Raw genomic sequence first — 13330 nt, forward strand, 5'->3', positions numbered from 1 at the left:
TCTTCGACGTAGCGTCGTCCGCCCGACGGGCGGGCCCGGCGGCGTCTGGTGCGTGCGATCGCAAGGCGGAACTCGTGGCCGAAGGGCTACGAGGGTGGGGGCACCTCCCAGGCGCGAGCCCTGGGGGAGCATGCCAGGCATCACCGGGCAGACGGGACTTAGAAGACACGGCACAGGGCCGTCCGGCCGAGCGGTGGGCCGCCCGGTGGAGGGGACTTCGAGGACGCGGTCGGGGCCGCCCCCTAGTCCGTAAGGCGGACGGCATGGGCAGGGAACCCGTCCAGGGGATGATCGCACCAAGGCGCCCATCTGGCAGACTCTCTGCCTATGGGTGAAGCGACCGTGAAGACTCTGGAAGGCCGGACGGCCACCCCGTCACCCAAAGTGACAGCGGACGGTCCGGTTCCGGAAGTCGCTCCAGCGGGAGTTCCGGCCGGGGGGCGGCTGCGCAGGCTGCGTGCGCCCAGGCGGCCGCGGATCTGGTTCGAGATCCTGCTCATCGCGGTCAGCTACTGGACGTACTCGCTCATCCGCAACGCCGTGCCGGAGCAGAAGGCGCAGGCCCTGCGCAACGCCGACTGGATCTGGCACGCCGAGAAGACCCTCGGCATCGCGGTCGAGCAGACGGTCAACCACGCCGTGAACTCGGTGACATGGCTGGTCATCTCGATGAACTACTACTACGCCACGCTCCACTTCCTGGTGACGATAGGCGTCCTCGTCTGGCTCTACCGCCGCCACCCCGGCCGCTACGCGGCGGCCCGCCTCGCCATCTTCGCGACGACGGGCGTCGCACTCGTCGGCTACTACCTGTACCCGCTGGCACCGCCGCGCCTGATGAACGGCCAGGACTTCATCGACACGGTGCTCGTGCACCACACCTGGGGCTCGATGGCCTCCGGCAACCTGAAGAACATGTCGAACCAGTACGCGGCGATGCCGTCGATGCACATCGGCTGGTCACTGTGGTGCGGCCTCGTCATCTTCGCGCTGGCGTCGGCGCCGTGGGCGAAGATCCTCGGCCTGCTGTACCCGGCCCTGACCCTCATAGTCATCGTGGCCACGGCCAACCACTTCTGGCTGGACGCGGTGGGCGGGCTGCTGTGCCTCGCGTTCGGCTACGGGGTCTCGTATGTCTGGTACGGCGCCCTGCCGCACCGCCTGGCGCGGGTACCGGTGCCGGTTCCGGTCCCGGCGGGCCCGGTGAACCTGAACACGGCACGGCAGTGAGCTGACACCAGGGCGGCGCCGGGGCGTACGTGGTGACGCCCCGTAACCGGCCACGGAGACGACACCACCGCCCCTCGCCGGGGCCGGCCACGGCTCTGGGAGGATGCCGGGAGCGAGCCGACCCGGCACCGGGAGACCACGTGATCCGCGACCTCTACAACGTGCGCGAAGTACCGCACGAGGACGGCCCCACTCCGCTGACCGCGGAGGAGGAACAGCGGTGCCGCTCCGCTTTCTTCTCCCACATCGGCAACGAGATCGCCGCCAAGGGCTGGGCCCGCTTCCCCGCGTACACCCCGGAGGAGCGCAGGCGCCTCCACGACGTCGCGCGAGCGCTGAGCGAGCACTGGGGCCGGCTGGTCAGGGTCGAGGCGGAGGACGTCTGCGCCGTGCTCTTCACACTCGAAGACGCCGCACTGACGTCCGGGCCGGGCGCGTAGGCACCGAAGTCGGCGCCGGGGAGCGGCGTCGCCGTACGCCGAGGAAGTGGCGCGCGGACGGGGACAGCCGGGCCGGCGGCCCCTCCACGGACCGCCGGGATCCGCGGCCGGGGGCGCCTGGTAGCCGCACCTGCGGAAGGAGTTCCGAGTGGCGCAGGCACAGGACGTCGTCCTTCTGTGCGCGACATACTCGGCGCGTGTCTGCACGGCTCCGCCGTTCTCGACGGACTCCGCCCGAGCAGCGACGTCGACGTGCTCGTCGTGGTCCGCCACCGCACCACGGCCCGGCAGCGCAGGGCGCGGAAAGGTGCTCGGCCTGCTGTTCCTTGGTGCCGTACTGGGCCAGGGCGTGGCAGGCCAGCGAGTGCACTGACGCCGCGCTGGTCGAGGGCTGCTGGAGATCTCGGGCGGCCCGGCCCGGCTCGGCCCGACCCCGCCCGGCCCGTCGAACTGACGGTCGTCGTCCAGTCCGACGTCCGCCCCTGGCGCTATCCGCCGCGCTGCGAGTTCCTGTACGGCGAGTTCCTGTACGGCGAGTGGCTGCGCGACGCGTACGAGCGCGGGCGGACGCCGTCCCCGCAGCCGTGCCCCGATCTCGCGCCGCTGATCACCATGGCGCTGCGGGGGAACGCCCCGCTCCACGGGCCGCCGCCGGCCGCGCTGTTCGATCCCGGCCCGCACGAGGACCTCCGGCGCGCGATCGTCGCCGGTGTCCCGGAGCTGCTCGACGACCTGGAGTCGGACACCCGCAACGTCCTCCTCACGCTCGCCCGCATCTGGATGACGCCGGCGACCGGCACCATCGGGTCCAAGGACGCGGCCGCGGCCGTGGGCGCTCCCCCGGCTCCCGGCGCAGCACCGCCCCGTACCGGCCCATGCCCGGGCCGTCTACGCCGGGAAGGTGCCGGAACGCCGGGACGAGCTGTCGCCGCGTGTCCGCCCGTGCGACGACCGTCTGGTCGCCGTCATCGACGGGCTTGCCGCGGAGCGCCAGGGGTGTCCGGTGACGCCGGTGGGGCGACCAGGTCAGGGGACTGATCCGCCCGCCGCAGCGCCTCGGCGACGAATCCGCCGGACTTCAGCTCCTCGACGAGCTCCCGCAGGAACCGCACGGTCTCCGGCCGCCGGGCCCTGGTCGTACCCACCGCCTGCCGGATCTCCATGAAGCGGCCGTCGATCAGCCTCACTTCGCGATGCTCCGCGACGAACGCGGCCATCGGCTGCCGGATCCCGGCCGCTGCCTCCAGCCCATCGGCGCGGAACGCGTCGACTCCCTCCTCCCCGCGCACCACAGTTGCGTGCCGCAGCGTGCGGGAGAGGAAGAGGTCGTACGCGGAGCCGCGCTTCACGCCGATGCGTACACCGGGCCGGTCGACGTCGGCGACGGCGGAGAGGTCCGAGTCGCGAGGGACGGCGTACACCCCCTCGATCACGACGTACGGCGCGGTGAAGGCGACCTCCGCCTCACGCGCGGGCTCGACCGCCAGGAAGCAGATGTCGGCCCGGCCCGTCGCCATCGCCTCGTACGACTTGCGCGCCGCGTCGAAGCAGACGAACTCCACCGGCACACCGAGCCGTGCCCCGATCTCCCGCGCGAGGTCGACCGTCACCCCGGCCGGCGCCGACGGGGTGCCCTGGGCCAGGACCGGGTTCCCGAGATTGATGGAGGCCCGCAGCGCGCCGGTGGGCGCCAGGTCCTCGGTGACGGCAGCGGTCGTGATCCCCATGGCGCGGAGTGTAGATCAGCCCCCTGGCGTCGGCTGCCGCCGCGTCCTCGCCGATGTCACTGGGTCGCCGTGACGATGCAGCGCCGCAGCTCTCCGATCGCATCAGGGGTGCCCTCGACCGTCACCTCCGTCCGCTCGCCGGCGCCCTCCCGGTTCCACACCCATCGCAGCAGGGCCGTCGGCGGGCCGGTCACCGTCACGTCGGCGGCGTTCTCCCCGGCACCGTCCTCGACGAGGAACGTCCCTGGACCGGTCCGCACCCGCCACTGCGCCCCGTCGGTGCGGAGCACGTACGTTCTGCCCGGGGAGCCGGCCAGGATGTCGGTGAAGTAGTCGCCCCACTCGGCAACGCCGAAGGCCACGAACACCTTGAGCAGTTCGTCGACACCGTCGACGGCGAGGCCGTCCCCCACCGGAGCCACCGGCTGCCCGGTGCCGAGTTCGGCGTCGATGCGGTGAATGAGCGTCTCTTGCGCCATCCGCCGGATCCAGAAGCCGACGGTCTGGTCGGGGGTGTACCAGGAACCGGCCGGATCCTCCGGCTCCCGGGCTGCGAACTCGTCGAGCAGCCCGGCGTACGCCCGGTCCAGCAGCCGCAGCGGCTCCTCGTCCGCGAGCTCCTTCGGCGGCCACGGGCTGGGCTCGGCGTTCTCGCGCATGGCCAGGGTCTTGTGCAGGTACACCTCGCCGACGTGGCGGGCCAGGTCGGCGACGGTCCAGCCGGGACAGCTCGGCACCGACGCGGCGGGGTCGGTGTGCACGAGAGCCCGCAGGCGCGCGAAGTCGGCCGCGAGGTGGTCGAGATAGCGGGAGAAGTCCATGCCGGAGAGTTCAGCACATGGCCGGGCCCGGACGGCCGGCTTCCGGCTCACCGAACCGCTGGGCCCCCGGCTGCGGCCGCCCGACCGCCCGGCCGCCGGACCGGGCCCGGCGGGCATCGTGTGCCCGCTTCTGCCGGCTGGGGCGTCGAGCGAGGGCCTCGGGCGGTCGGACCCCGCGGACAGTCAAGCCCCGTACACGCTCAGGCCAGGTAGACGGTCAGGCCCCGTAGAAGAGCTCCTCCACCACGGCCCGGGCCCGCCGCGTCGTCCTGCGGTAGTCGTCGAGCATGGCCCCGACATGCCCCGACTCGTACCCCAAGTACCGCCCCACCGCGCCCAGTTCGCGCGAGTCCGACGGAAAGGTGTCGCCGGGCCGGCCGCGTACCAGCATCACACCGTTGCGGACGCGGCTCGCCAGGACCCAGGCGTCGTCGAGGATCTGGGCGTCCTCCGTGGACAGCAGCCCCGCGGCGTGCGCGGCGGCGAGGGCCTCGCGGGTGCGGGTCGTGCGCAGTCCGGGCTCGGCCCAGCCGTGGCGCATCTGGAGGAGCTGGACCGTCCACTCGACGTCGCTGAGACCGCCGCGGCCCAGCTTGGTGTGGAGGGTCGGGTCGGCGCCGCGCGGCAGGCGTTCGGACTCCATACGGGCCTTGAGACGGCGGATCTCGCGGACCGCCTCCTCGCCGAGGCCCTCGACCGGATAGCGCAGCGGATCGATCAGTTCGACGAAGCGCGCTCCCAGGTCGGTGTCGCCCGCCATCGGTTCGGCGCGCAGCAGGGCCTGGCTCTCCCACACCAGCGACCAGCGCCGGTAGTACGCGCCGTAGGAGGCGAGCGTGCGCACCAGCGGGCCGCTCTTGCCCTCCGGGCGCAGGTCGGCGTCGATGAGCAGCGGCGGGTCGGAGGTGGGCACCTGCAGCAGGCGGCGCAGTTCGGCGACGACGGTGTTCGCGGCCTGTGCGGCCTCGTGCTCGTCGACGCCCTCGCGCGGCTCGTGGACGAAGAGCACGTCGGCGTCGGAGCCGTACGACAGCTCGTGGCCGCCGAAGCGGCCCATGCCGATGACGGCGAAGCGGGTGGGGAGCTCGTCGCCCCACTTCTCCCGTACGACGGCACGCAGCGCGCCCGCGACGGTCGCCGCGTTGAGGTCGGTGACGGCGTTGCCGACGCGGTCGACGAGCGCGCCGGGGTCCTGTTCGGCGGGGCTCTCCTCGGTGCCGTACGAGCCGATCAGATCGGCCGCGGCGGTGCGGAACAGCTCGCGCCGCCGCACCCCGCGGGCGGCCGCGACCGCCGCCTCCGCGCCGGTGGCGCGGCCGACCGCGGCCAGTACCTCCTGCTCCAGGTGGTCCCGGCCGCGCGGCCGCAGGCCCTCCGGGTCGCCGAGCAGGGCGACCGCCTCGGGGGCGCGCAGCAGCAGGTCGGGGGCGAGCCGGCCGGCGGACAGGACGCGGGCGAGGTTCTCCGCTGCCGCGCCCTCGTCGCGGAGCAGCCGCAGGTACCAGGGGGTCTTGCCGAGCGCGTCGGACACCTTGCGGAAGCCGAGCAGGCCGGCGTCCGGATCGGCCGAGTCCGCGAACCAGCCCAGCAGCACCGGCAGCAGGGTCCGCTGGATCGCCGCCTTGCGCGAGACGCCGGACGACAGGGCCTCCAGATGGCGCAGCGCGGCGGCCGGGTCGCCGTATCCGAGCGCTTCGAGCCGCTGCCCTGCGGCCTGGGTGCTGAGCCGGGTCTCGCCGGGCGCGAGCTGGGCGACGGCGTCCAGGAGCGGCCGGTAGAAGAGCTTCTCGTGCAGCCGCCGTACGACGGAGGCGTGCCGTCGCCACTCCTTGTTCAGCTCGGCGACGGGGTCGGTGCGCAGCCCGAGCGAGCGTCCGAGGCGGCGCAGGTCCTCCTCGCCCTCGGGGACGAGATGGGTGCGGCGCAGCCGGTGCAGCTGGATGCGGTGCTCCATGGCGCGCAGGAAGCGGTACGCGTCGTCGAGCTGGGCGGCGTCCATACGGCCCACGTAGCCGCCGGCCGCGAGCGCCTTCAGCGCGTCGAGGGTGCTGCCGCTGCGCAGCATCGCGTCGCTGCGGCCGTGCACCAACTGGAGGAGCTGGACGGCGAACTCGACGTCCCGCAGCCCGCCGGGGCCGAGCTTCAGCTCGCGCTCTATCCGGTCGACGGGGATGTTGTCGACGACGCGGCGGCGCATCTTCTGCACGTCGGGGACGAAGTTCTCGCGCTCCGCGGCCTGCCAGACGAGCGGCGACACGGCCTCGATGTACTCGGCGCCGAGCTCGGGGTCCCCGGCCACCGCCCGTGCCTTGAGCAGCGCCTGGAACTCCCAGGTCTTCGCCCACCGCTGGTAGTACGCGAGATGGCTGGTGAGGGTGCGGACGAGCGGGCCGTTGCGGCCCTCGGGGCGCAGATTGGCGTCGACGGGCCAGATCGTGCCCTCGACGGTGGTCTCCGAGCAGATGCGCATGAGGTGCGAGGCGAGCCGGGTCGCGGCCTTCAGCGCGGTGGGCTCGTCGGCCCCTTCGACGGGCTCGCCCACGAAGATGACGTCGACGTCGGAGACGTAGTTGAGCTCGTGGCCGCCGCACTTGCCCATCGCGATCACCGCGAGCCGGCACACGGCGGCGTCCTCGGGCGCGGCGCCACGGGCGATGGCGAGCGCCGCGCGCAGGGTCGCCGTGGCGAGGTCGGCGAGCTCGGCGGCGGTCTGGGCGACGTCGGTGGTGCCGCAGACGTCGCGGGCCGCTATGGACAGCAGACAGCGCCGGTAGGCGACGCGCAGCGACACCGGGTCGGTGGCCTCGGCGAGCCCGCGCTCGAACTCCTCCACACCCGGGTGGAGGTCGGTCGCCTCGTACATCACGAGCGCCTGCCAGTCGCGCGGGTGCCGCGCGAGGTGGTCGCCGAGCGCCTCGGACGCGCCGAGCACCCCGAGCAGCCGGTCGCGCAGGGGCTTCGCGGAGATCAGCGTGTCGAGCAGGACCTGCCGCTCCTCGGGCGGCTGCGCCTCGACGAGCCGTACGAGCCCGCGCAGGGCCAGGTCGGGGTCGGCGGTGGCGCCCAGCGCGTCGAGGAGGACGGAGTCGGTGCGTACGGGGGTCATCTCGGGCAGTTCGAGGAACCGTTCGGCGACGGCGGGGTGGGTGAATCCGTGCCGCAGCAAACGGGTGAACGTACTGCTTCTGCGCCCCGGCACCGTCATTCCGCAGCCTCCGCATCACGCGCCCGACATCCCGCACCCGATCAAGGGCCCGGTCCGAGCGTAGCCCGAGCCTCCGGTTCGCGATGAGTCCGGTCGGCGGGCGGAGTCGGTACTTCGCAGGGACCATATGAAGAACCGGGCAACCGGGAGGATTCCGCCATGCCGACGCAGTCACCGCCCCAGGAACCGCAGACCCAGGAACCGCCGACCCAGGAACCGCGGACCGACCTCGACCCGCGCTACAGCTCCCCCGCCGCCACGCCGACACCGTGGTCCGACGCCGTCGCACTGCTGGAGAAGGCCGAGGTCTTCTGGCTCTCGACGGTACGGCCCGACGGCCGCCCCCATGTCACCCCGCTGCTCTGCCCCTGGCTGGACGGGGCGCTGTACTTCACCACGGGTGAGGACGAGCGCAAGGCCCGCAACCTCGCCGCCAACCCGCACGTCGTCCTCACGACCGGCACGAACACGTCCGGCGGCGGCTGCGACCTGGTTGTCGAGGGCGAGGCGGTCCGGATCGGCGACGAGGAGCGGCTGGGCCGGCTGGCCGAGGCGTGGGAGGCGAAGTACGGCCCGGTGTGGCACTTCGAGGTGCGGGACGGGGCCTTCCACTCCCCGGGCGGGGGCCGCGCCCTGGTCTTCGAGGTCGCACCCGCCACGGCCTTCGGCTTCGCCAAGGGCGACGTCTACGGCCAGACCCGCTGGCGGTTCAGGGCCTGAACCGCCCGATCCGCCTGATCCGTCCGACACGACGCACGAGGGAGGCACCCCGGCGTGGAATGGACCCTCGAAGTGATCGTCATCCCGGTCACCGACATCGACCGGGCCAGGACCTTCTACGCCGACCAGTGCGGCTTCGACGTCGACCACGACACCCGCATCGGCAAGGGCGTCCGCATCATCCAGCTGACCCCGCCCGGCTCCACCTGCTCGATCGTCATCGGCGAGGGCATGCCACCGGCGCCCGGCCATACGTCCATGCCCCCCGGCGCGATCCAGGGCCTCCAGCTCTGCGTCCCGGACATCGAGACGGCCCACGACGACCTCCTCGCCCGCGGCGTCGCCGTCAGCGCGGTCCAGCACGTGTCCCCCACGGGCTGGGCCCAGGGCAAGGGCGAGCCCTGGAACTCCTTCGTCTTCTTCACCGACCCCGACGGCAACGGCTGGGTCGTACAGGAGGCGCCGGTGCCCCTGGCGGAACGCCGCCGTTCTTGATGTGCGTGCGGGGCCCTTACGGGCGGCGGCCCCACGCGGAGATCATCGGGGAGGTGGCGAGGTCGAGGCGGCCCGAAGCGACGTTCGCAAGATGCCGATCGATCTCCTCGTCGGTCGCGAGTCCTGCCGCGACCAGCCTGTCGCGCACGTGCCGGACCGTCGCCGCCTCCAGGGTGTCGCTGGCCGCGGACGTGACCGGGAAGTAGGCGTCCGCGGTGACGTCGGCCAGTCCCGCTTCCCGCAGCAGCCGGGGGAGCTTGCGTCCGTAGGACAGGTCGGCACCGCCGGCCGCCAGAAGCGAGCGGAATCCGGCCCGCAACCTGTTGGCCAGCGCCTGCTCGGCCCCGTACTCGTCCAGGCAGATCAGCGGCTGCGACGCCGGATCGGCGTCCTCCACCAGCAGCCACCCGCCGGGCCGCAGCGCACCGGCCATCGCGCGCAGGGCCCGGTCCCGGGAAATTCGCGGGCAGCGCCCCCGCCATCCGTCCTATCGTGTACCGCCGCCGCCCGCGCCGGGACGGCCGACAGGAGAGGCGGCGGAGTGCCGGACGCATACAAGGTGATGCTGGACGCCGAGTTGAGCAAGGCGTTCGACGTGTGGTCCGGGTATCTGGACGCCCGGACGGGCGCGGAGCCACAGGCCCACGCCCGACTGCGCTCCATGCTGGAGTCGGCCCGCGCGGCCGCCGCCGAGGGCGGTCCCGTCACCGCACGCACCTTGGTGGCCGATATGTACGACGAAGCCAGGGAAGCCGGCCTTCCCTGGGCTCCCTCGCCGCCCCGCCCCTGCGAGGCGGACCGGCAGGTGCGGGACTACGCCAAGGACGTCCTGCCACAGGTGCTCCCTCTGGGCCTGCGGGACCGTCTCGACCACATCACGGTCTCCCTGTACGTCACGGGCCACCGCCTCCAGACCGCCTCCAGCCTCGACGCGGCCACCCGCCAGGACATCCTCTACGTCACCGCCCGCGCGGGGATGGCCCTTGATCTCGCCCACCCGGACTCGGCGCAGCGCGAACTGGAACGCCTCAAGGCGATCGCGCGACGCTGCGGCGTGGAGCCCTGAGAGCCAGGTCGTAGCCGTCGAGCCAGTACCGGACGGCCCACAGACGGCCCAGGGCCGGTAAGACGCCGGAGGGCCGACGGTTCGCGGCCGTCAGCCCTCCGGATCGTCTCAACAACAGACCTACGCTGACCTGCGCTTACAGCACCGGCAGGTTCTCCCGCAGTTCGAAGGCGGTGACCTCGGAGCGGTACTTCTCCCACTCCTGCTTCTTGTTGCGGAGGAAGAAGTCGAAGACGTGCTCGCCGAGCGTCTCGGCGACCAGCTCGCTGCGCTCCATCAGAGTGATCGCCTCGCCCAGGTTCTGCGGGAGGGGCTCGATGCCCATCGCGCGGCGTTCGGCGTCGGAGAGCGCCCAGACGTCGTCGTCGGCGCCGGCGGGGAGTTCGTAGCCCTCCTCGATGCCCTTGAGGCCCGCGGCGAGGAGGACCGCGTAGGCGAGGTAGGGGTTGGCGCCGGCGTCGAGGGAGCGGACCTCGATGCGGGCGGAGCCGGTCTTGCCCGGCTTGTACATCGGGACGCGGATCAGGGCCGAGCGGTTGTTGTGGCCCCAGCAGATGTACGAGGGGGCCTCGCCGCCGGAGCCGGCGGTGCGGGCCGAGCCGCCCCAGATGCGCTTGTAGGAGTTGACCCACTGGTTGGTGACGGCGGAGATCTCGGCGGCGTGCTGGAGCAGGCCGGCGATGAAGGAACGTCCGACCTTGGAGAGCTGGTACTCGGCGCCCGACTCGTAGAAGGCGTTGCGGTCGCCCTCGAAGAGGGAGAGGTGTGTGTGCATTCCGGAGCCCGGGTGCTCGGAGAAGGGCTTCGGCATGAAGGTGGCCTGGACGCCCTGCTCCAGCGCGACCTGCTTCATGACCAGGCGGAACGTCATGATGTTGTCGGCGGTCGACAGCGCGTCCGCGTAGCGCAGGTCGATCTCCTGCTGGCCGGGCGCGCCCTCGTGGTGGCTGAACTCGACCGAGATGCCCATCGATTCGAGCATGGTGATGGCCTGGCGGCGGAAGTCCATGCCGACGTTCTGCGGGGTGTGGTCGAAGTACCCGGAGTTGTCCGCGGGGGTGGGGCGGCTGCCGTCCAGCGGGCGGTCCTTGAGCAGGAAGAACTCGATCTCGGGGTGGGTGTAGAAGGTGAAGCCCAGGTCCGAGGTCTTGGCGAGGATCCGCTTGAGGACGAAGCGCGGGTCGGCGAAGGACGGGGAGCCGTCGGGCATGAGGATGTCGCAGAACATCCGGGCGGTGCCGGGGGCCTCGGCGCGCCAGGGCAGGATCTGGAAGGTCCCCGGGTCCGGCTTGGCGATCATGTCGGACTCGTAGACCCGGGCGAAGCCCTCGATCGCGGACCCGTCGAAGCCGATGCCCTCGTCGAACGCCTGCTCAAGCTCGGCCGGGGCCACCGCGACCGACTTCAGGAAGCCGAGCACGTCGGTGAACCACAGGCGCACGAAGCGGATGTCGCGCTCCTCGAGCGTGCGGAGCACGAATTCCTGCTGCTTGTCCATAGCCACATCCTTGCAGTTCAGACGGCCTGTGCACCACCGCCAGGGCGTAGAGGAGGAGCTTCAGTATCACGACCCGGGGTTTCGCCCAGATTACGCACCCCGTATGACATGCGGCACGCCTGCGCCACTACCATCTGCGGCCATGGGGGGCCTGCGGCACGACCGCCTCGCGCGCACCGCGCGTCCCACGGCGCTGGCGAGTGCCGTGGCGACGCTCCTCGCCGCGCTCTTCGTCTGCCTGGGTGGCCAGGCGGAGGCGGACACGGCGGCTCACGCCGGGGACCGGCCGGGGTTCACCGCGGCGCCCGGGGCCGCTTCCCACACCGCGTACGACTGCCCGTACGACCGGGGCGACTGCGGGCTCTTCCCGCACCTCGGCCCGGCCGTGCTCACCGCGCCGCCGCTGGACGGCCCCCTGGACAGCGCCGGGCCGGCGCCCGGCCCTGCCGGGGCGCACCACGCCGTCCGGGCGCCCCGTACGGGTGCGCTGCCCCGCGCGCCGGATCTCCACGTCCTTCAGGTGCTGCGGACCTAGCAGGACCGTTCCGCCTCCGCAGCCGACACGTCGGCACATCGGCATATCGACACATCACAGAAGAAGGACGACGGAAAATGGCCGCCAGGACCAGCAAGAGCAGCAGCAGCAACGACCGCCGGGCCCGTATAGAGCAGATGCGCCGCGCCGACCAGGCCCGTGAGCGCCGCAACCGCATCATCACGATCTCGGTCAGCGCCGTCGTGGTCGCGGGCCTCGTCGGTTTCGGTACGTACGTGCTGAACAAGGAGTCCGAGAAGAAGGAGCAGGTGGAGGCCGCCGCCAAGGCTCCCGTCAAGGACGAGAAGTCGTGGGACGCGAAGAAGCTCGGCCGCAACCACGTGACGACGGCCGTGACGTACCCGATGAAGCCTCCGGTCGGCGGTGACCACCACCAGGCGTGGATGAACTGCGACGGCGACGTCTACGACAAGGCGATCCCCGATGTGAACGCGGTGCACTCGCTGGAGCACGGCGCGGTGTGGGTGACCTACAGCGACAAGGCCCCGGCCGCCGACCTGCAGAAGCTCAAGGACAAGGTCGGCAAGACGCCGTACTCGCTGATGAGCCCGGTGAAGGACCAGGCCGGTGCGATCATGCTGAGCGCCTGGGGCAAGCAGGTCACGGTGGACGGTGCGGACGACCCGAGGGTCGACCAGTTCTTCACGAAGTACGTCCAGGGCCCGCAGACGCCCGAGCCGGGTGCGGCGTGCACGGGCGGGCTGAGCGGGTGACGCCGAGGCTGACCCGTACGCACGTGGCCGCGCTCGTGGCCGTCGTGGCGGCGCTGCTGTTCGCGGGCGCGGCCACGGTCGCGTCCGCGGGCGGCGACGGCGCCGGGGCGGCGACGGCGGGCCCGGTGGCGGACTCCGCGGAGGCGGGCTTCGCCCGCGACATGGCGGTCCATCACCAGCAGGCGGTGGAGATGTCCTTCATCGTGCGCGACCGCACGCAGGACGAGGAGGTGCGCAGGCTCGCGTACGACATCGCCAACACCCAGGCCAACCAGCGGGGCATGCTGCTGGGGTGGCTGGACCTGTGGGGGCTGCCGAAGGTCGTGTCCGGGGTCGAGCCGATGGCCTGGATGGCATCGTCGGCGCCGGACCACAGCGCACACAGCGGGCACGGCGAGCACGGTGCTCACGGCGGCGGTGACGCGCAGGCGAGCGCGGAAGGCGCTGGCGGCGCCGGCGGCGCTGACGGCGCTGACGGCGCTGACGGCTCGCTCATGCCGGGTATGGCGACCAAGGCCGAGCTCGACCAGCTCTCGAAGGCGAGCGGCAGGCAGGCCGAGGTGCTCTACCTCCAGCTGATGACCGACCACCACAAGGGCGGTGTCGCGATGGCCCAGGGCTGCGCCGACCTCTGCACGGTGCGGCCGGAGCGGAACCTCGCCCAGGGCATGGTCGACGCCCAGCAGTCCGAGCTCCTGCTCATGGCGGACCTGCTGAAGAAGCGGGGCGCGGCCCCCCGCGGGTGACCAGGTCGCGGCCGGCCGGGACGCCGCTGACCGAGGACGCGACCGGCCGGGCCGGTCCCGCACACGCGGGGCCGGCCCTCCCGTCGGGCGCCTCGACGATACCGGCGGTAATG

General features: G+C 72.4%; 12 protein-coding genes and 2 pseudogenes. 9 read left to right on the top strand and 5 right to left on the bottom strand.

Going from position 1 to position 13330, the window contains the following annotated elements; genetic code table 11:
* Positions 1–327 precede the first annotated feature (327 nt).
* From KK483_RS09070 to KK483_RS35475, 3 genes and pseudogenes are all read left to right on the top strand, one after another.
* Positions 328–1230: a phosphatase PAP2 family protein gene (locus tag KK483_RS09070; protein ID WP_262004701.1), complete on the top strand. Its 903-nt coding sequence runs from the start codon at positions 328–330 to the stop codon at positions 1228–1230.
* 140 nt (positions 1231–1370) lie between these two features.
* Positions 1371–1670, top strand: a complete 300-nt coding sequence (locus KK483_RS09075; RefSeq protein ID WP_262004702.1) for a hypothetical protein — start codon at positions 1371–1373, stop codon at positions 1668–1670.
* Positions 1671–2282: 612 nt separating this feature from the next.
* A pseudogene (locus tag KK483_RS35475) lies at positions 2283–2438 on the top strand (aminoglycoside adenylyltransferase domain-containing protein); the annotation flags it as partial.
* Positions 2439–2635: 197 nt separating this feature from the next.
* On the opposite strand, the gene KK483_RS09085 reads toward KK483_RS35475, so the two are convergent.
* The 3 genes from KK483_RS09085 to KK483_RS09095 all read right to left on the bottom strand — a co-directional run bounded on the left by KK483_RS09085 (position 2636) and on the right by KK483_RS09095 (position 7423).
* The gene (locus tag KK483_RS09085; RefSeq protein ID WP_262004703.1) at positions 2636–3397 is read right to left on the bottom strand and encodes a transporter substrate-binding domain-containing protein; all 762 of its coding nucleotides are present in this window, start codon (positions 3395–3397) and stop codon (positions 2636–2638) included.
* Between the two features lie 56 nt (positions 3398–3453).
* Positions 3454–4218: a maleylpyruvate isomerase family mycothiol-dependent enzyme gene (locus KK483_RS09090; protein ID WP_262004704.1), complete on the bottom strand. Its 765-nt coding sequence runs from the start codon at positions 4216–4218 to the stop codon at positions 3454–3456.
* Positions 4219–4435: 217 nt separating this feature from the next.
* Positions 4436–7423 (bottom strand): bifunctional [glutamine synthetase] adenylyltransferase/[glutamine synthetase]-adenylyl-L-tyrosine phosphorylase, encoded by a 2988-nt coding sequence (locus tag KK483_RS09095; RefSeq protein ID WP_262004705.1) that lies wholly within the window; start codon positions 7421–7423, stop codon positions 4436–4438.
* 159 nt (positions 7424–7582) lie between these two features.
* On the opposite strand from KK483_RS09095, the gene KK483_RS09100 reads away from it, so the two are divergent.
* Both KK483_RS09100 and KK483_RS09105 read left to right on the top strand, forming a co-directional pair.
* A complete protein-coding gene (locus tag KK483_RS09100) occupies positions 7583–8143 on the top strand; it encodes a pyridoxamine 5'-phosphate oxidase family protein (RefSeq protein WP_262004706.1) in 561 nt (186 codons plus the stop codon).
* A 54-nt stretch (positions 8144–8197) separates the two neighbouring features.
* Positions 8198–8638 carry a VOC family protein gene (locus tag KK483_RS09105; protein WP_262004707.1) on the top strand — a complete coding sequence of 147 codons (441 nt, stop codon included), beginning with the start codon at positions 8198–8200 and terminating at the stop codon, positions 8636–8638.
* Between the two features lie 16 nt (positions 8639–8654).
* On the opposite strand, the pseudogene KK483_RS09110 reads toward KK483_RS09105, so the two are convergent.
* Positions 8655–9092, bottom strand: a pseudogene (locus tag KK483_RS09110) (SAM-dependent methyltransferase); the annotation flags it as partial.
* Between the two features lie 87 nt (positions 9093–9179).
* On the opposite strand from KK483_RS09110, the gene KK483_RS09115 reads away from it, so the two are divergent.
* Positions 9180–9704: a hypothetical protein gene (locus tag KK483_RS09115; protein ID WP_262004708.1), complete on the top strand. Its 525-nt coding sequence runs from the start codon at positions 9180–9182 to the stop codon at positions 9702–9704.
* A 136-nt stretch (positions 9705–9840) separates the two neighbouring features.
* Here the strand turns inward: KK483_RS09115 and glnA are convergent, their stop codons facing one another.
* On the bottom strand, positions 9841–11202 hold the full coding sequence (glnA, locus tag KK483_RS09120; RefSeq protein ID WP_262004709.1) for a type I glutamate--ammonia ligase: 1362 nt from the start codon (positions 11200–11202) through the stop codon (positions 9841–9843).
* A gap of 142 nt (positions 11203–11344) precedes the next feature.
* Between glnA and KK483_RS09125 the strand changes: the two genes are divergently transcribed.
* The 3 genes from KK483_RS09125 (at position 11345) to KK483_RS09135 (ending at position 13217) form a co-directional block, all read left to right on the top strand.
* Entirely contained in the window at positions 11345–11737 is a 393-nt protein-coding gene (locus tag KK483_RS09125) for a hypothetical protein (protein WP_262004710.1), read from the top strand.
* Between the two features lie 77 nt (positions 11738–11814).
* Complete coding sequence (locus tag KK483_RS09130; protein ID WP_262004711.1) at positions 11815–12471, top strand: DUF3105 domain-containing protein; 657 nt, start codon at positions 11815–11817, stop codon at positions 12469–12471.
* Positions 12468–13217: a DUF305 domain-containing protein gene (locus tag KK483_RS09135; protein ID WP_262004712.1), complete on the top strand. Its 750-nt coding sequence runs from the start codon at positions 12468–12470 to the stop codon at positions 13215–13217. Before KK483_RS09130 ends, KK483_RS09135 begins: the two co-directional genes overlap by 4 nt.
* Positions 13218–13330: the final 113 nt, after the last annotated feature.

It is taken from the genome of Streptomyces sp. FIT100, from assembly GCF_024584805.1.
Taxonomy (GTDB): Bacteria; Actinomycetota; Actinomycetes; order Streptomycetales; family Streptomycetaceae; genus Streptomyces.

Excerpts from the sequence above, each read along its gene's own strand:
- KK483_RS09070 (WP_262004701.1), top strand. The coding sequence starts at position 328 with ATGGGTGAAGCGACCGTGAAGACTCTGGAAGGCCGGACGGCCACCCCG.
- KK483_RS09085 (WP_262004703.1), bottom strand. The coding sequence starts at position 3,397 with ATGGGGATCACGACCGCTGCCGTCACCGAGGACCTGGCGCCCACCGGC.
- KK483_RS09090 (WP_262004704.1), bottom strand. The coding sequence starts at position 4,218 with ATGGACTTCTCCCGCTATCTCGACCACCTCGCGGCCGACTTCGCGCGC.
- KK483_RS09095 (WP_262004705.1), bottom strand. The coding sequence starts at position 7,423 with ATGACGGTGCCGGGGCGCAGAAGCAGTACGTTCACCCGTTTGCTGCGG.
- KK483_RS09100 (WP_262004706.1), top strand. The coding sequence starts at position 7,583 with ATGCCGACGCAGTCACCGCCCCAGGAACCGCAGACCCAGGAACCGCCG.
- glnA (WP_262004709.1), bottom strand. The coding sequence starts at position 11,202 with ATGGACAAGCAGCAGGAATTCGTGCTCCGCACGCTCGAGGAGCGCGAC.
- KK483_RS09125 (WP_262004710.1), top strand. The coding sequence starts at position 11,345 with ATGGGGGGCCTGCGGCACGACCGCCTCGCGCGCACCGCGCGTCCCACG.
- KK483_RS09130 (WP_262004711.1), top strand. The coding sequence starts at position 11,815 with ATGGCCGCCAGGACCAGCAAGAGCAGCAGCAGCAACGACCGCCGGGCC.